Annotated in this window: 17 protein-coding genes; 9 read left to right on the top strand and 8 right to left on the bottom strand. The window is 69.2% G+C overall.

Features of this window, described 5'->3' with window-relative positions; genetic code table 11:
- The first annotated feature begins 20 nt into the window (after positions 1 to 20).
- Positions 21 to 695: a response regulator gene (locus AC1U89_RS06640; protein WP_479898937.1), complete on the top strand. Its 675-nt coding sequence runs from the start codon at positions 21 to 23 to the stop codon at positions 693 to 695.
- A 22-nt stretch (positions 696 to 717) separates the two neighbouring features.
- Here the strand turns inward: AC1U89_RS06640 and AC1U89_RS06635 are convergent, their stop codons facing one another.
- From AC1U89_RS06635 to AC1U89_RS06600, 8 genes are all read right to left on the bottom strand, one after another.
- Positions 718 to 1,371: a GNAT family N-acetyltransferase gene (locus AC1U89_RS06635; RefSeq protein ID WP_479898936.1), complete on the bottom strand. Its 654-nt coding sequence runs from the start codon at positions 1,369 to 1,371 to the stop codon at positions 718 to 720.
- Between the two features lie 10 nt (positions 1,372 to 1,381).
- Entirely contained in the window at positions 1,382 to 2,674 is a 1,293-nt protein-coding gene (locus AC1U89_RS06630; RefSeq protein WP_479898935.1) for a hemolysin family protein, read from the bottom strand.
- 116 nt (positions 2,675 to 2,790) lie between these two features.
- Complete coding sequence (locus tag AC1U89_RS06625; RefSeq protein WP_479898934.1) at positions 2,791 to 3,834, bottom strand: substrate-binding domain-containing protein; 1,044 nt, start codon at positions 3,832 to 3,834, stop codon at positions 2,791 to 2,793.
- 75 nt (positions 3,835 to 3,909) lie between these two features.
- A complete protein-coding gene (locus AC1U89_RS06620; protein WP_479898933.1) occupies positions 3,910 to 5,196 on the bottom strand; it encodes an OprO/OprP family phosphate-selective porin in 1,287 nt (428 codons plus the stop codon).
- 160 nt (positions 5,197 to 5,356) lie between these two features.
- Positions 5,357 to 6,172, bottom strand: coding sequence for a phosphonate ABC transporter, permease protein PhnE (gene phnE / locus AC1U89_RS06615; protein WP_479898932.1), 816 nt, complete (start codon positions 6,170 to 6,172; stop codon positions 5,357 to 5,359).
- A 20-nt stretch (positions 6,173 to 6,192) separates the two neighbouring features.
- Complete coding sequence (gene phnD / locus AC1U89_RS06610; protein WP_479898931.1) at positions 6,193 to 7,218, bottom strand: phosphate/phosphite/phosphonate ABC transporter substrate-binding protein; 1,026 nt, start codon at positions 7,216 to 7,218, stop codon at positions 6,193 to 6,195.
- Positions 7,215 to 8,024: a phosphonate ABC transporter ATP-binding protein gene (gene phnC, locus AC1U89_RS06605; protein WP_479898930.1), complete on the bottom strand. Its 810-nt coding sequence runs from the start codon at positions 8,022 to 8,024 to the stop codon at positions 7,215 to 7,217. Before phnC ends, phnD begins: the two co-directional genes overlap by 4 nt.
- 93 nt (positions 8,025 to 8,117) lie before the next feature.
- Positions 8,118 to 8,558, bottom strand: coding sequence for a MarR family winged helix-turn-helix transcriptional regulator (locus AC1U89_RS06600; protein ID WP_479898929.1), 441 nt, complete (start codon positions 8,556 to 8,558; stop codon positions 8,118 to 8,120).
- Positions 8,559 to 8,715: 157 nt separating this feature from the next.
- On the opposite strand from AC1U89_RS06600, the gene AC1U89_RS06595 reads away from it, so the two are divergent.
- From AC1U89_RS06595 to AC1U89_RS06560, 8 genes are all read left to right on the top strand, one after another.
- Complete coding sequence (locus AC1U89_RS06595) at positions 8,716 to 9,513, top strand: alpha/beta fold hydrolase (protein ID WP_479898928.1); 798 nt, start codon at positions 8,716 to 8,718, stop codon at positions 9,511 to 9,513.
- 266 nt (positions 9,514 to 9,779) lie between these two features.
- On the top strand, positions 9,780 to 11,039 hold the full coding sequence (locus AC1U89_RS06590; RefSeq protein WP_479898927.1) for a type III PLP-dependent enzyme: 1,260 nt from the start codon (positions 9,780 to 9,782) through the stop codon (positions 11,037 to 11,039).
- A 178-nt stretch (positions 11,040 to 11,217) separates the two neighbouring features.
- Positions 11,218 to 12,270, top strand: coding sequence for a 1,9-bis(guanidino)-5-aza-nonane synthase (locus tag AC1U89_RS06585; RefSeq protein WP_479898926.1), 1,053 nt, complete (start codon positions 11,218 to 11,220; stop codon positions 12,268 to 12,270).
- 60 nt (positions 12,271 to 12,330) lie between these two features.
- Positions 12,331 to 13,086, top strand: coding sequence for an acid phosphatase (locus AC1U89_RS06580; RefSeq protein ID WP_479898925.1), 756 nt, complete (start codon positions 12,331 to 12,333; stop codon positions 13,084 to 13,086).
- Positions 13,087 to 13,144: 58 nt separating this feature from the next.
- A complete protein-coding gene (locus tag AC1U89_RS06575) occupies positions 13,145 to 15,067 on the top strand; it encodes a PEP/pyruvate-binding domain-containing protein (protein ID WP_479898924.1) in 1,923 nt (640 codons plus the stop codon).
- Between the two features lie 59 nt (positions 15,068 to 15,126).
- Complete coding sequence (locus AC1U89_RS06570) at positions 15,127 to 15,615, top strand: transcriptional repressor (protein WP_479898923.1); 489 nt, start codon at positions 15,127 to 15,129, stop codon at positions 15,613 to 15,615.
- 98 nt (positions 15,616 to 15,713) lie between these two features.
- Positions 15,714 to 16,457: a hypothetical protein gene (locus tag AC1U89_RS06565; protein WP_479898922.1), complete on the top strand. Its 744-nt coding sequence runs from the start codon at positions 15,714 to 15,716 to the stop codon at positions 16,455 to 16,457.
- Between the two features lie 79 nt (positions 16,458 to 16,536).
- Positions 16,537 to 17,484: a thioesterase family protein gene (locus AC1U89_RS06560; protein WP_479898921.1), complete on the top strand. Its 948-nt coding sequence runs from the start codon at positions 16,537 to 16,539 to the stop codon at positions 17,482 to 17,484.
- Positions 17,485 to 17,583: the final 99 nt, after the last annotated feature.

Raw genomic sequence — 17,583 nt, 5'->3', positions numbered from 1 at the left:
CGACAAGCAGGGAGAGGGAAATGAGCGCTGAAGCCGCGCGGCCGCCGCTCCGGGTGATCCTGGTGGAGGACGACGCCGCGTTCCAGGACGCGTTCCGCTCGGCCCTGGCGCAGGCGCCCGACCTGACCGTCGCCGGCGTCGCGGCCACGATCGCCGACGCGCGGGCCCTGCTGGGCGGTCCGGCCGCCCACGTGCTGGTGGTGGATCTGGGCCTGCCGGACGGCTCGGGCATCGAGGTCATCGGCGAGGCCCACGCCCTGTGGCCCGACTGCGCGATCATGGTCTCGACCACCTTCGCCGACGAGCACCATGTGATCGCCTCGATCGAGGCCGGGGCCAGCGGCTACCTGCTCAAGGACAGCCCCCTGCCGGCCATCGCCGAGGACATCCGCGTGCTGCACGGCGGCGGCAGCCCGATCAGCCCGCGGATCGCGCGGCAGGTGCTGATGCGCTTCCGCCCCGAACCGCCGCCGGCCGAGGACGACGCCGCCAAGACCGAGGCCCCCAGCCTGTCGGAGCGCGAGAAGGAGACCCTGCAGCTGATCACGCGCGGCTTCTCGTTCGATGAGATCGCCGAGCTGATGGGCGTGTCGCGCAACACGGTGCTGACCTTCGTGCGGCGAATCTACACCAAGCTGGAGGTCCGCTCGAAGACCGAGGCCGTGTTCGAGGCCCGCGCCCACGGCCTGCTCTAGGCCCGCGCCTCTTCGTCGCCGATCAGCTCGCCTCGTCCGGGATCACCACCGTTTCCATCCGCCCCTCGAAGCGCCAGCCCAGCACCTCGTACAGCGCCCGCCCCTCCGGCGTGGCGACCAGCACGCCCTGCCCCGCGCCCAGCGCCCGGGCCCGTTCACCCAGGACGCCCATCACGATCCGTCCGAGGCCGCGCCGCTGGTGCGCCGGGTCGGTGACGATCTTGTCGAACACGGCGAAGGCCCCGGTCAGGGCCGCGCGGCCCGAAGCCGCCAATCCGCCGTCCGCGTCATGGATCTCGACGACCAGCACCGCCCCCTCGGCGCGGAGGTCCTGGACGTAACCCGCCGCCGGCGCGACGGGCGGCGAAACGGCGACCAGGTCGACGGCCATCAGGTCGCCGGACGCCTGCAGGCGCCAGCGCGCGTCGACGGCCGCCAGCAGCGCCTCGGGCGTGCAGAACGCCTTCAGGAAGACCCCCGGCGCGGTGATCCCCGCCGCCAGGTCCGACAGGGCCGCCGCGTCCAGGGCCGGGAAGACGAAACGTTCGGCGTGTCCGGGTTCGCCCACCACGATCCGATGGCCGCCCGCCACCGGGATCGGCGCGGCGACGCCGCGCGACAGCGCCCAGCCGGCCGCCCAGGCCTCGACCAGCCCTGCATCCGCCGATCCGCTCATGCGTGTCGCCCTAGTCCTTGCGCACGCAGCGCAGGATCAGCTTGTCGATCCGCGAGCCGTCCATGTCGACCACCTCGGCGTCGAAGCCGCCCAGTTCGACGATCTCGCCCTCGCGGGGGATGCGGCCCAGGCGGTCCAGGATCAGGCCGGCCACGGTGTGGTAGCCGCCCTCGGCCTCGAAGTTCTCGCCCAGGGCGTCGTTCAGTTCCTGGATGTCCAGGCGGGCGTCGACCAGCCAGGTGCCGTCCTCGCGGCGCAGGATGCGGCTGTCGCTCTCGTCGTGGTCCTCGGGGAAGTCGCCGGCGATCATCTCCAGCAGGTCCAGCGGGGTGATCGCCCCCTGGATCGAGCCGAACTCGTCGACCACCAGGGCCATGTGCAGCGGCGTCTGCTTGAACACCGCCATGGCCCGCAGCAGCGACATGGTCTCGGGGATGGCGATCGGTTGCTGGACGTGGCTCTTGATGTCGATGGCCTCGCCGCCCAGGCAGGCGTCCAGCAGGTCCTTCTTGAGGATCACCCCGATGTCGCCGTCCAGGTCGCCCTCGCTGGCCACCACGATGCGCGAATAGGGGCAGTCGCGGATCTCCTGGAGGATCTCTTCCTGGCTGTCGGTCAGCGAGATCCAGAAGAGGTCGCGGCGCGGGGTCATGGCCACCCGCACGGGGCGGTCGCCCAGGCGCAGCACCTCCTGGATCATGGTGCGCTCTTCCGGCTCGATCAGGCCCGCGTCGGCGCCTTCGGCCAGGACGGTCTCGACCTCCTCGGCGGTGATGTCGTTGGTCCGCTCGTCGCGCACGCCCATCAGCTTGAGGATGGCGGCGGTCGAGGCGGTCAGCAGGGTCACGAACGGCCGCAGCACCACGGCCACCCCGGCCAGGAACGGCGCCATGCGGCGGGCGATGGCGTCGGGGAACAGCAGGGCCAGGCGCTTGGGCACCAGCTCGCCCAGGATCACCGAGACGTAGGTCAGGCCGATGACGACGATGGTGGTGGCGACCGCCTCGGAATGGGGGCCGACCACCGGCTTGTCCTTCAGCCAGGCGTCCAGGGCCCCCGCGATCGTGGCCTGGCCGTAGGCGCCGGCCAGGATGCCGATCAGGGTGATGCCCACCTGCACGGCCGACAGGAACCGCGTGGGATGCTCGGCCATGGCCAGGGCCAGCTTGGCCCCCTTGTCGCCGCGGTCGGCGAAGGTCTGGAGCCGGGCGCGGCGGGCCGAGACCACCGCCAGTTCGGACATGGAGAAGACCCCGTTCAGGAGAACGAGGAGCAGGACGACGGCGAGCGCGAGGAGGATCATGGTCCCTGGGAGGGTGAGGCGGCCGGGCGGACCGCGATCCGGCCACTATACAAAAGAAAACGCCGCGGCCCACCAGGGACCGCGGCGTCGTCTGTCTTCGAAGCTTCTACGTCGGCTTATTGGGCCGGACGCGGCATCACCGTCTTGTTGGCGGCGACTTGCTTCTGGGCGTCGTGCTGGCCGGGGGGCAGCGGGATCAGGCCGCGGCCTTGCAGGTAGCCGCCACGACCGGTCGCGGCGTCGGAGGTGAACTCCGAAACGAACTCGGCCAGGCCCGGCGTCACGCCGATGTTGGCCTTCTTGACGTAGATGTAGAGCGAGCGCGACAGCGGGTACGAGCCGTCGGCGATCGTCTGGGCCGAGGGACGCACGCCGTTGACCGAGGCGCCCTTGATCTTGTCCATGTTCTCTTCGAGGTAGGACCAGCCGAAGACGCCCAGCGAGCCGGGGGTCTTGGTCAGGGTGCCGACGATGGCGTTGTCGTTCTCGCCGGCGTCAACCCAGCCGTCGTTGCGCAGCGGGTCGACCAGCGACTTGAACTTCTTCTCGTTGTCCGAGCGCAGGGCGTCGGCGGTCGGGAACTTGCGGGCGCCGGCCTCGATGGCCAGTTCCACGAAGGCGTCGCGGGTGCCCGAGGTGGGCGGCGGGCCGTAGACGTTGATGCGGTTGCCCGGCAGGCCCGAGCCGATCTCGTCCCAGGTCTTGTACGGGTTGGCGACGAACTGGCCGCCCTTCAGGACGGTCTTCGACAGGCCCAGGTACAGGTGCTCGGTCTTGAAGTTGTAGTCGGCGCCGTCCTTGTCGGTGGCGATCACGATGCCGTCGAAGCCGATCTTGATGGCGACGATGTCCTTCACGCCCTTGGCGGCGCAGGCGTCGAATTCCGACTTCTTCATCGGACGCGAGGCGTTGGCGATGTCGGGGAAGCCTTCACCGGCGCCCGAGCAGAACAGCTTGATGCCGCCGCCGGTGCCGAGGCTTTCGACCTTCGGGGCCTTCTTGCCGGTCTTCTTGGCGAAGTTCTCGGCGGTGCGGGTGGCGAACGGGAACACGGTCGAGGAACCGGCGGCCCAGACGTAGTCGCGGGCGGCGTGGGCCGGGGCGGCGGCGAGGCCCGAGAGGGCGACGGCGGCGGCCGCGCAGGAAAGCAGCTTCTTCATGGAGGACTCCTGGAGTCTCTGGGAGCGTTGAGAGAAGAACCGGGCCGACCTCGTGAAAGGCCGGCCCGGAGGGTCTTAGAAGTCCAGCTGGGCGCGCAGCTGGAATTGCTTGATGTCGGTGCCGCGGTTGACGACGACCGGATCGACCGAGCCGTCGGTGTAGTTGGCTTGGAAGCGGACATAGGCGGTCGGGTAGTAGTTCACGCCCAGGGTCCAGGCGGTGTACTTGCCCGCGTCCTGCGAGACGGTGCGGCTGGCCACGGTCGACGCCGTCTTGTAGGCGTCGGTCAGGTCGGCGAAGTCGTAGCGCAGGGCCAGTTCAACGCCGCCGAAACCGCCGGCGGTGATCGGGTTCAGGATCTTCGGACGCTTGATCTCGCCGGCGACCGGATCGTAGTTGCGGGTCTCGCCCGTCGGCCAGAAGCTGACGAAGGCGTAGCCGACCTTGACGTCCGGGTTCGAGCCGGCGGCGGCGGTCTGCAGGCGCTCGACCTTGATGTTCGAGTACTCGCCCTGGACCGAGAAGTTGTTGTGGATCCAGGCGCCTTCGGCGGCCAGGGTCGTGTCGCGGTCACCGATGGCGCCGGTCTTGTAGTACAGGCCGTTGGTGCCGTAGTTCGTGTCGGTGCGGCCTTGGTAGTTGAAGGCGCCTTCGTTGCCGTGGTTGCGGTAGCGGGCCGACACGGCCAGGTGGACCTTGTCGAAGTCGGTCACGACCGGGGCGAAGTGCACGCGGCCCGTGAAGCCCAGACGCTCGTTGGAGTTCTGGTTGGTGTTGGTGGCCGACGAGGTGTTGTTGATGTCGGCGTTGTTGATGCTGTCGCCCTGGACGGCGCCGGTGACGCTCCAGTTCGGGCCCTGCACCTTGCCCACCACGCTCAGCAGGTAGCTGTCGACGCCGAAGTCACCGTACGGACCGCGGTCCATGAAGGTGGTGAAGCGGGTCGAGGTCAGGTTTTCCAGGCCGGTGGCCTTGATGTTACCGAACATGATGCTGGTCATTTCGGTCGGCTTGACCTCGATGACGACGTCGTCCCAGGTCGGCGTGCCGCCGTTCACCCAGCCGCCTTCGGCCTTGTAGGCGATGTAGTTGTTCAGCTTGCCTTCGACGCCGAGGAACACCTGGCGACCGCGGAGGTTGCTGGTCTTGTAGTCGGTCGCCGTGCCTTCGCGGTCGACGTCCTGGAACACGCCGTCGATCAGGATCCGGCCGCGGACCTTGAAGTAGACGTCGTCGTTGGTCCATTGCGGCGCGCCCTTCCAGGCGACCGTGTTGTCTTGCGCGTGAGCCGCGACGCCGAGGCCGCAGGCCAGCATGGCGCCCAGCGCCGCGCCGCAGACCAGCGAGGTCTTGTTCCGCATGTGAGAATTCCCCTTAAGGCTTTGCCCCCTGCCCGTTGGTCCGGATCAGGTAGAGCCGCTTTACGGGGGTCCCATGACGGTTCCGCCACCCTTTGATGACAGACCGATGACAAGCCTTTTCAAGGTGTTAATTGTGGCCCGAAGGCCACATGAATCGTCCTTAAAGCAGACGTGTGCGGATGATCTGCGACAGCAGGTCGATCAGCGAAACCGCCACCACGATGACCAGGACGATGCAGCCGGTCTGGTCGTATTGGAAGCCGTTGATGGAATCGAGCAGCACCTGGCCGACGCCGCCGGCGCCGATCAGACCCAGGACGGTGGCCGAGCGGCTGGACGACTCGAAGCGGTACAGCGCGTAGCTGGTCCATAGCGGCGCGACCTGCGGGATCACCCCCCAGACCACCTCGGCCAGCTTGATCGCGCCGGTGGCCCGCACGCCCTCGACCGGGCCCTTGTCGATCGACTCGACGGCCTCGGCGAACAGCTTGGCCAGCACGCCGCCGGTGTTGAACATCAGGGCCATCACCCCCGCGAACGGGCCCAGGCCCACGGCGGTGATGAAGATCAGGGCCACCACCAGGTCGGGGATCGAGCGGATCAGGTCCAGCAGGCGGCGGACCGGCTGCTGGATCCACCACGGGCTGATGTTGCGCGCGCCCAGCAGGCCCAGCGGGATGGCCACGACGATGGCCAGGGCCGTGCCCCACAGGGCCATCTGGATCGTCTGCCACATCTTGCCGATGTACAGGTCCCAGTCGGCCGCCATGAACGCCTTGGGATCGGTGAACGGCGAGAAGAAGCCGCTGGCGAAGCCCTGCATCTTGCTGGCGTCGGTGAACAGCTGCGGGAACTTGTCGATCTCGGCCGGCTTGAAGCTGATCACCAGCAGGGCGACCACCCCGCCCCACAGCAGCAGGTCGAAGGCGCGCGCCGAGAGCGGCTTGCTGGGCGGGGGCGGGACGACGTCGCTCATGGCTGTTTGGGCGTTCGCGATCAGTTGGCCGGCGCGGCGACGCCGGCCTTGCCCTCGGCGACCACGCGCTGGGCCTTGATGTCGGCCAGGGCCTTCTCGGCCGCGGCCAGCTTGGCCTGGTCGCCGGCGTCGCGGGCCAGGCCCACGTTCTCCAGGGCCTCCATCTCGCGCACCACCAGCAGGTGGGTGTCGTCGGCGGCCTTGAAGCCGCCCATCGACAGGCGCTCAAGGTTCTTGCGCTGCTGGGCGGCGACGGGGGTGTCGCCCTGGCCGTAGGTCAGGAAGAACTGGCGGACCTTCTCCTTCACGACCGGGTCCAGGTCCTTGCGCCAGACGATCGGGTCTTCCGGCAGGGTCGGCGATTCCCAGATCACCTTGACCTTCTTGGACTGGGCGCCGCCCTTGGCGTACTCGTTCAGGCGCAGGGCCGTGGTGTTGTTGGTGGCCGCGTCCAGCTTGTGGTTGGCCACCGCGAACAGGTTGGCGTCATGGCTGGCGCTGAGCACGGTCTTGAAGCAGTCCTCGGGCTTCTTGTTGGCCGGGATGAAGACGTAGGTCATCGGGGCCAGGGTGCCGGAGGTCGACTTCTTGTCGCCGATGCCGAAGTCCAGCGACTTGTCGCACTTCAGCAGGTCCTGGACCGAATTGATCTTGCTGTCGGCCGGCACGATGATCACCGACTTGTAGCCGTCGGTGCCCGACGGGTCGAAGGTGCGGGCGAAGACCTCGCCGCCCGAACGGCGTACGGCCTCCAGGCCCGAGGCGTTCGAGAACCAGCCCACGTCGGTCTGCTTGGCGCCCATGGCCACGATCAGCGACGAGTAGTTGGACGAGAAGAACGGCTTCACCTTCATGCCGGTCGACTTCTCCATGTCGGCCAGGATGGGCTTCCAGTAGCTCTCCATGTTCTGGGCCGACTCGGTCGACAGGATCGAGAACACGATCGTGTCCTTGGGGGCCGGGGCGGCGGCCTTCTTCTCGGAGCACCCGGCCAGGGCCAGGGCGGCGGCGAGGCCGAGACCGACGGTGAAGTGGCGGCGGATCATTGCGGGGCTCCTTCCCAGAACACGTCCTCGAATTCCGGGCCGTAGATGTCGATGAGTTTGTCGCGGTCCAGGCCCTTGGTCGGGCCGTCATAGACCTTCTTGCCGGCCTTCAGCGCCACCACCCGGTCGCAATAGCGCAGGGCGTAGTCGACCTGGTGCAGGGTGACGACGACGGTCAGGCCGTCGGTCTTGTTCAGATCACGGAGGATCTCCATGACCTTGCGCGCCGAGACGGGGTCGAGCGAGGCGACCGGCTCGTCGGCGAGGATGATCTTGGCCTTCTGGACCAGGGCGCGGGCGATGGCGCCGCGCTGCTGCTGGCCGCCCGAAAGCGTGTTGGCGCGCTGGGCGGCGTAGTCGGCCACGCCCACCCGGTGCAGGGCGGCCATGGCCGCCGTGCGGATCTCGGACGGCCAGGCGCCGAACAGGCCGCGCACCGTGCCGATCCGGCCCAGCGAGCCCAGGGCCACGTTGGTGAACAGGCTCAGGCGGCCGACCAGGTTGAACTGCTGGGCGATGAAGCCGATGCGCACCCGCGCCTTGCGGACCTGGTCGCTGACCTTGCCCCGGGCCTGGACGGGGCCGCCGAAGGCCGTGATCGTTCCTCCCTCTTCCCCCTTGGCCCCCGCGTCGACGGTCTGCAGGCCGTCGATCGAGCGCAGCAGGGTGGACTTGCCCGAGCCGGAGGGACCGATGAGCGCGATCATCTCGCCGCGACCCACGTCGAGCGAAACGGCGTCCAGCGCCCGGCGCGACCCGAAGGTCTTGGAGGCGGCGCGGATCGAGAGAACAGGGTCCGACGTCATGGTCGGGGCGAATCCTTAACGTGGTTTCGAGCGCTGGGGAATGCGTTGGTCGGTTTGGGGCACGGACGCAACGGATTTGTGACGGCCGGTGGATCAATTCCCCTGGGCGAGGGCGTCGCGCAGGGCTTGAACTTGCGCGTTCAGCGCGATGATCGCCTCGACCGTCAGGCCCGAGCGCCGCAGCAGGGTGTCGGTCAGGCATCCGGTCTCGGCGCGCAGGTCCCGCCCCTTGGCCGTCAGCGTCACCTGCACCTGCCGCTCGTCCTTCGGATTGCGCTGGCGCTCGACGAAGCCGGCCTGCTCCAGGCGCTTGACCAGGGGGGTGATCGTCGACGGCTCCAGCGACAGCCGCTCGGCGATGGCGCCGATGGTCTGGCCGTCGCCTTCCCAAAGGACGCTCAGCACCAGATACTGCGGATAGGTGACGCCCAGTTCGTCGAGCAGGGGCTTGTAGGCGCGGTTGATCGCGATCGACGCGCCGTACAGCGAAAAGCAGAGCTGGCCGTCCAGCGGGACAAGGGTGGGCTGGGTCATGGGGAGTCTTCCTAAGGGCTCGGCGCCGCGTTCGTCCAGAATTTATCACAAAAAAGCATATCGCGATAAGAAACTACTGGACAGGTCGTTTCGGCCGGCGTAGCCATATCGTTATCGCGATAATGATTATCGCAGAAACACACGAAGGGAGAACGACATGACCAAGTTCCGCAACCTGCTCGCTTCCGCCGCCGCCCTGACCCTGGCCGCCGGCTTCGCCGTCCACGCCGCCCCGGCCTCGGCCGCCCCCGCCTCGGCTAAGGCCGTGAAGAACATCGTCCTGGTGCACGGCGCCTTTGCCGACGGCTCGGGCTGGGAGGGCGTCTACAAGATCCTGACCAAGGACGGTTACAACGTCCGCATCGTCCAGAACCCCACCACTTCGCTGGCCACTGACGTGGCGATCACCAGGAGCGCGATCGCCGCCGCCGGCGGCCCGGTGATCCTGGTCGGCCACTCCTACGGCGGCGCGGTGATCTCGGAAGCCGGCACGGACCCCAACGTCGCGGGCCTGGTCTATGTCGCCGCCTTCGCGCCGGACGCCGGAGAGTCGGTGTCGTCGCTGATCGCCAACCCGCCTCCCGGCGCGCCCGTCCCGCCGATCCTACCCCCGAAGGACGGCTACCTGTCGCTGGACCGCGCCAAGTTCGCCGCCTCGTTCGCCGCCGACGTGCCCGCCGAACAGGCCGCCTTCATGGCCGACTCCCAGGTGCCGTGGGGCGTCGAGGCCTTGGGCGGCAAGAACACGGCCCCGGCCTGGAAGGCCAAGAAGAGCTGGTACCTGGTGGCGGCCGACGACCGGATGATCCCGCCCCCGGCCCAGCGCGCCATGGCCAAGCGGGCCGGCGCCACCGTCGCCGAGACGGCCGGCAGCCACGCGATCTACGTCTCCAACCCGGCGGTCGTCGCCAAGCTGATCGAGGACGCCGCCGAGGGCTCCGCCCAGGCCAAATAGGAGCCCCCGCGGGCCCCTGGTCCGGACCCCGAAGCGCCTCACGCCGAGACGCTTCGGGGTTCGATCGTTTTTGGAACCCGGCCCGCGAATAAACCGTGGCCGGAACAAGGGTTGGCCCTACGAACGGCTCCCATGAAACCAGGGGGTCATTAGGGTCTTTACATCCCCGCCCATTGCCCCTATTTCGCTCGCTCCGGCGGACCCGAAGTCCTCATAAGCGCTGCTAACGCCGGCCTGGGTTTAACTTCTGCAGGGGTCTACGTGAATTGCACACGTACCATACTCCCCTGGACCTGGTCCGTGAGCGGTCACCGGAACGTCCCGTCGCACTCGTGCGGCCCGACGCGGTTTCCGTAGCGGCGCGCTGGTTCCAGGCTGAATTCAAAGGCGACGTCTTTTACGCGGTGAAGGCCAACCCTTCGCCGTGGGTGATCCGCGAGCTCGCGGACGCCGGCGTCCGGTCCTTCGACGTCGCCTCGCTGAACGAGGTCGAGCTGGTCGCCCAGCACGCCCCCGGTTCGCGCATGGCCTTCATGCACCCGGTGAAAAGCCGCGTGGCGATCTCGGCCGCCTATTTCGATCACGGCGTGCGGACGTTCTCGTTCGACACCCATGAGGAACTGGCCAAGATCCTGGACGCCACCGGCCAGGCCAAGGACCTGAACCTGATCGTCCGCATGGGCGTGCAGGCCGAAGGCGCGGCCTATTCACTGTCGGGCAAGTTCGGCGTCGAGGCCCACAACGCCCCGGCCCTGCTGCTGGCCGCCCGCCGCGCCACCCAGGACCTGATGGGCGTCAGCTTCCACGTCGGCAGCCAGTGCATGCGCCCCACCGCCTACCAGGCGGCGATGGCCCAGGCCTCGCGGGCGCTGGTCCGCGCCGGCGTGCTGGCCGACGTCGTCGACGTGGGCGGCGGCTTCCCGTCGATCTATCCGGGCATGGCCCCGCCGGAACTCTCCGAGTACCTGGCGGCCATCGACCGCGGCTTCGCCGACATGATGGTGCACGAGACCACCGAGCTGTGGTGCGAACCCGGCCGGGCCCTGGTGGCCGAGGCCTCGTCCCTGCTGGTCAAGGTCGAGCTGAAGAAGGGCGACGCGCTCTATCTGAACGACGGCAGCTACGGCTCGCTGTTCGACGCCGCGCACATGAAGTGGCCCTTCCCGGTCAAGCTGTACCGCAAGAACGGCGAAGTGGTGGAAGAGGGCCTCAAGCCCTTCCGCTTCTACGGCCCCACCTGCGACAGCGTCGATCACATGCCCGGCCCGTTCTACCTGCCGGAAAGCGTCGACGAGGGCGACTACATCGAGATCGGCATGCTGGGCGCCTATGGCGTGGCCATGTCGACCCGCTTCAACGGCTTCGGGGAAACCGACACCGCCGAGGTGCAGGACGCCCCGATGGCCTCGATGTACGGCCTGGCCAAGCGCTCGATCCCGACCCCGCGGCCCGAGACCGAGGAACGCAAGATCGTCCGCTTCTCGCGTCCCAAGGGCGCGGCCGGCAAGAAGCGCCGCCGCAGGTAAGAGCGTCGCTAAGTCGTCTTGGTTCGCCTCTAAATCGTTTCTGAGTTAAACCGCGCGCGCCGCCCGACGTTGTGAACGTCGGGCGTAGCCGCATTTCCCCATTCCCCTGTCGGTCGCTCCGTCCCGGCAGGTGGTCTTGTTTCAACGACGGGCGTCCAAAGTCAGGGAAACCGAAGCGATGAACGCTCCCGTTCCGAACAACACCAAGGCCGAGCTGCTGCAGAACGTCGTCGAGCACATCGACATCACCGCGTTCGACGCCCGTCCGATCATCGACTCCATGCGCAAGATGTCGTTCAGCTCGCGCGACACCGCCCGCGCCGCCGACATCTTCAACATGGCCCTGGCCGACAAGGACTGCTCGCCGTGGCTGATCCTGGCCGGCTCCACCTCGGCCGGCGGCTGCATGCACGTCTACCGCGACATGGTGAAGAACGGCATGATCGACGCCGTGGTCGCCACCGGCGCCTCGATCGTCGACATGGACTTCTTCGAGGCCCTGGGCTTCAAGCACTACCAGGCCGCCGGCCCGGTCGACGACAACGTCCTGCGCGACAACTACATCGACCGCATCTACGACACCTATATCGACGAGGAAGAGCTCCAGAACTGCGATCACACGATCCTGGAGATCTGCAACCGCCTGGAGCCGCGCGCCTATTCCTCGCGCGAGTTCATCTGGGAGATGGGCAAGTGGCTGTCGGAAGGCAACGCCAAGAAGCCCGGCTCGCTGATCCAGACCGCCTACGAGGAAGGCGTGCCGATCTTCTGCCCGGCCTTCGTCGACAGCTCGGCGGGCTTCGGCCTGGTCAAGCACCAGAAGGAAAAGATCGCGGCCAAGCAGCCCTATCTGATGATCGACGCGGTCGCCGACTTCCGTGAACTGACCGACATCAAGATCGCCGCCGGCACCACCGGCCTGTTCATGGTCGGCGGCGGCGTTCCCAAGAACTTCGCCCAGGACACCGTGGTCTGCGCCGAAATCCTGGGCGTCGAGGCCGACATGCACAAGTACGCGGTCCAGATCACCGTGGCCGACGTGCGCGACGGCGCCTGCTCGTCCTCGACGCTCAAGGAAGCCGCCTCGTGGGGCAAGGTCTCGACCACCTACGAGCAGATGGTGTTCGCCGAAGCCACCACCGTGGTGCCGCTGATCGCCTCGGACGCCTTCCATCGCGAACACTGGAAGGGCCGCGAAAAGCCGCGCTGGAACAAGCTGTTCGGCAAGTAAGCTTGCCGACGACGGCCTGAAAATGCAGGGTCCCCGGAGCGACTTCGGGGACCCTTTTTCATGCGCGCTTGGTTGATGGTCGGGATCGCGGGTCTGGTCGTCGCGGGCTGCGCGGGTTCGCCCTACCTGGCCAAGGGCGCCTATGACGCCCGCCAGGCCGTGCCGCCGCCGCCCGCGCGCGGCTCGGCGGTCGACCAGCAGGACCGCGCCGTCTTCCTGGCCACGCGCCAGTTCAAGGACAGTCCGCGCTGGTCGCTGGCCCAGCAGGACGCACGCGAGGCCCGGATCCTGGACAGCTACAGCTGCGCCCTGGGCTTCACGCCCAGCCGCAGGACCACGCCGAAGCTGGCGGCCATGCTGCGCCGGGTCAGCCACGACGTGCGGCCGGCGATCTCGGCCCCGAAGAAGCTCTACAAGCGCAAACGCCCCTACCAGGTGGATCACGGCGCGATCTGCGCCCGCAGCGGCTGGATCGTCGGTCTGACCTCGGACTATCCGTCGGGCCACGCCACCTGGGGCTGGACGGTCGGCCTGATCCTGGCCAAGGCCCAGCCAGACCGCGCCGACGCCCTGCTCAACCGCGCCGAGGCCTACGGCCAAAGCCGCGTGATCTGCGGGGTGCACAACGCCTCGTCGGTGGACGCGGGGCGGGTCAACGCCCTGGCCCTGGTCCAGGCGCTGGAGGCCACGCCCGGCTTCCAGTCCGACCTGGCCGCCGTCCGCGCCGAACTCGACGCCGCCCGGGCGGCCGGTCCCGCCGCGGACGCGGCGCGGTGCGACGCCCAGGCGGCGGTGCTGGCGGCCGTGGCGCGGTAGGAACCCGTCTCGACTCCCGCGCCCGCCAAGCTAAGCTCCACTGAAGGTTGGAGCCCCCATGACACGACGACCCGCGGGCCTCCTGGCCGCAGCCCTGATCCTGCTGGCCCTGCTCACCGCCCGCCCGGCCCTGGCCGACGACCGCTCGGCGGCCGACATCGCCGACCGCGCCCAGTACGAGGCCCTGGCCCGCACCACCACGACCGGGCGCTATTTCAACACCCCGCAGCTGATGTTCGTGATCGACCGCGCCGACCGCAAGGCCGACCCGGCCGGCCGGCTCTACTTCATCAATTCCCGGCGCTACGACTTCCACGTCACCTTCGTGCAGCAGACCTATCTGTCCAGCCGCTCGGCCGAGGCCCTGGTCGCGGCCAACTACAGCCAGCCCAACCGCCGCTTCATCTTCGGCTCGGTGGTGTTCTATCCGGGCCTGCAGCGCTACGGCGTGGAGTTCTTCGAGGGCGACGCCCTGGACGCGGCCGTGCTGGGCGAGGCCATGACCGCCCTGAAGGCCCACTTCTTCGCGCCCCTGGCCCTCAAGCCGAACTCCCACCAGCAGTACGAACTGGCCTCCGGCGTCGGCGGGATCGCGATCATCGACGGCGCGGCCGCCTACGGCTCACGCGAGGTGCTGGTGCTCAATCCCGGCAAGGCGGTCGGGCGCCTGCGGATCGTCGGCGAGATCACGCCCCAGACCGACCTGCGGCCGGACGACATCGTCATGCTGGACGTCCCGCCGGTCCAGCTGGAGCCGGTGGCCGGGGTGATCACCACCGCCTTCTCCACCCCGCTCAGCCACGTCAACCTGTTGGCCAAGAGCTGGGGCGTCCCCAACGCCTATCGCCGCGACGCCCGGACGGCCTACGCCGCCCTGGACGGCCAGGTGGTGGTGATGACCGCCAGGGACGACACGGTCACCCTGCGCCGGGCCACCGCGGCCGAGGCCAAGGCCGCGGCCCGCAAGGCCAAGGGGGCGGTCAAGGTACCCAAGGCCGACCTGGCCTATGCCGGCCTGCCCAGCCTGGCCGAGCAGCGTCGCGGCGACAGCGTGCGCGTGGGCGCCAAGTCGGCCAATCTCGGCGAGGTGACCTACCGGCGGGCCAAGGCCGGCGCGACCGACTTCGCCGTGCCGCCCGGCTTCGCCATCCCGTTCTCGGCCTATGACCGCTTCGTGCGGGCCAACGGCCTGGACAAGGCGATCGACGCCCTGCTGGCCGATCCGGCCCTGAAGACCGACCGCGCCGCCCGCCACGCCGCCCTGGCCCGCCTGCGCGCCGCCTTCGCCGCCGGGACCATCGACCCCGCCCTGATGAAGGCCGTCGCCGCCCGCCGGCGCGCGGTGATCGGCGAAGGCGGCGTCTTCGCCCGCAGCTCGACCAACGCCGAGGACCTGCCCGGCTTCAACGGGGCGGGCCTCTACACCAGCGTGCCCAACGTGGTCACCGACGCCCAGCTGGCCGACGCGATCCGCACGGTCTGGGGCTCGGTCTGGAACGACGCGGCCTACGAGGCCCGCGAGGCCGCCCGCATCGACCACCGCGCCGTCCACGCCGCCGTCCTGGTCCAGCAGGGCATGAACGCCGAGGCCTCGGGCGTGATGATCACCGAGAACCCCTTCGATCCCGCCGAGCCGGACGCGGTGTTCATCAACGCCAAGCGGGGCCTGGGCATGCGGGTGGTCGAGGGCAAACGCGTGGCCGAGCAGCTGATCTATCACGGCGAGACCCAGGGCTCGCTGCAGGTGCTGACCCGCTCGACCGACGACACCATGCTGTCGTTCGACGAGAAGGGCGGGGTCCGGGAGGTTAGGATCGAGGAAGGCCGGTTCGTGCTGACCGACGCCCTGGCCCTGCGCCTGGCCAAGGCGGGGCTGGCCATCGACGCCTGGCTGGGCGGCGCGGCCCAGGACATCGAGTGGCTGACGATCGGCGACAAGCTCTATGTGGTGCAGGCCCGGCCCTACCTGCGGGGGCACTGAGGAGCCCCGCGAAGGCGGCGCGGCTTGCGCGGCGTGGTCGCGCCCTCTACCTCTGGGTCATGGCCCATCACGCCGCTTGCGACCACGATCATCACCACCATGGCGTTTCCGGCTCGGCGCTCGCCGCCGAACTGGCCGCCGCCGAGACGCGCTGCGAGGCGTCCGACCAGCGCCTGACCGCCCCGCGCCGCCGGGTGCTGGAGCTGCTGCTGCAGGCCGGCCAGCCGGTGAAGGCCTACGACCTGATCGCCAGCTTCGCCGTCGACGGCCCGCCCGCCAAGCCGCCCACCGTCTATCGCGCGCTCGACTTCCTGGAGAAGCAGGGCTTCGCCCACCGGATCGAGAGCCTCAACGCCTATGTCGCCTGCCGCAAGGAGGCCGACGGCCACGCCGCCGCCTTCCTGATCTGCGACTGCTGCGGCGCCACCCGCGAGATCGAGCCCAAGGCCAGCGCCGAGATCATCGCCGCCGGCGCCGCGGCCGGCTACGCCCTGACCGGCGTGACGATCGAGGCGCACGGGCTGTGCGCCGACTGCAAGGAAGCCTAGGCGCGACGACCGAAACGGGCAGGCCCTAGGCGCCTCCGCCAAAGTCTGTACACTTTTTACGATTGGAACCCCGCCTCACCGCCCTTTGGGAGAGCGAGATGAGCGATCGTGAACCGGCCAAGGCCTCGTGGTGGCACAGCACGCCCGTCCTGCTGAGCGCTGTCGCCGGCCTGCTCACGGCGGTGACGGGGCTGGTGGTCGGCCTGCACCAGGCCGGCGTGATCGGCGGCGGATCGGACAAGTCGAACGCGGCGGCGCCCCCGTCGGCGACCGCGCCAGCGACCGACACGCCGGTCGCCACCCTGTCGTCCTCGGCCGCGCCCGCTCCGGCCGTCGCCGCGCCGCCCAGCGGACCGCCCCTGACCGGCCCGCCGGGGCGCAACCTGCTGTCGCCGGAGTACGGCGGCCGCCTGGTGGCCGCGCCGGAAAAGTCGTGGGCGTCGGCCAATGACGGCGTGCTGGCCCACGGCACGGTCGTGACCTTCCTCGACGCTTCGGCCGTCTTCGGCTTCCAGGACGACCGGCCCGCCACCTTCGACCGCTTCGGCATCCTGGTCCTGGAGGCCGACGAGAACCCCGCGACGATCGAGATCGCCGCCGGCGACGCCCTGACCGGGCCGTTCCGGCCGGTGGCCAAGGTGCAGGTGCTGAACCTGTACGTCACGGCGAACGATGGTTGGCAGTATTTCGACCTGCCCCGGACCACCGCCCGCTATGTGCGCATCACCACCAGCGCCAAGCCCAACCTGGGGATCATGGGCTATATCAGCGAGCTCAGCCTCGACGAGAAACCCCCGCCCCAGGCGCCGACGACCCAGACGTCCGCCGGCAAGAAGTCCTGACCGCCGCCGGGGCGATTGCGGACAGCGCGCAAACGCCGCTAGGGTTCGAACAACCGTTCACCCATCCCGGACCTTCCTCATGACGCCCGCAGACACCCTCCCCGGCGTCGAGATCTGGCGCGGGGGCGTCAACACCTGGGACTGCGACGAGATGGGGCACATGAACGTGCGCTTCTACGTCGTGCGGGCCATGGAGGGCCTGGCGGGGCTGGCGGCGGAGCTGGGCCTGCCGCACGCCTTCTCGCCCTACGCCAACGCCACCGTGGTGGTCCGCGAGCAGCACATCCGCTTCCTGCGCGAGGCCCACGCCGGGGCCACCCTGCACATGCTGGGCGGGGTGATCGAGGTCTCCGAGACCGAGGCCAAGGTGCTGCAGCTCCTGGTCCACACCGCCACCGGCCAGCTGGCGGCCACCTTCCAGACCACCATCGCCCACGTCACCCCGCGCGAGGGCGAGGCCTTCCCCTGGCCGCGCGTCGTGCACGAGCGGGCGGCGGCCCTGAAGGTCGAGGTCCCGCCGCAGGCCCAGGCCCGGAGCCTGGACCTGTCGCCGTTCGAAACCACCGCCGGCCTGGAGCGGGCCGAGGCCCTGGGCCTCAAACGGATCGGCCTGGGCGCCCTGTCGCCGACCGATTGCGACGTGTTCGGACGAATGCGCGCCGAGCAGTTCATCGGCCGGGTCTCCGACGGCATCGGCGCCTTCATCACCCCGTTCCGCGACATCGTCGTCGCCCATGCCGACCCCAAGCCGACGCGGATGGGCGGGGCGGTGCTGGAGTACCGCCTGGTCCAGCTGGCCTGGCCGCGGGCCGGCGACCGGGTCGAGCTGCGCTCGGGCCTGGCGGGGACGGAAGGCCAGGCCATGCGCGTGGTCCACTGGATGCTGGACCCCACCACCGGCAAGGCCTGGGGAACCTCGGAAGCCGTGGCCATCACCTTCGACCTCGACGCCCGCAAGGTAGTGCCGGTCAGCGACGCGGCCCGGGCCGAACTGGCGAAGTCGGCGGTGGCGGGGTTGGGGCTCTAGGAACCCTCTCCCACGGGGAGAGGGAGGGGCCCATGCGCAGCATGGGAGGGTGAGGGGGTAAGACGGTCGACGGCGTGCCGGCAGGGCGTTTCGTGCGAA

The organism is Caulobacter sp. 05T431, assembly GCF_056665975.1.
This window is presented reverse-complemented; position numbering and strand designations above follow the sequence as displayed.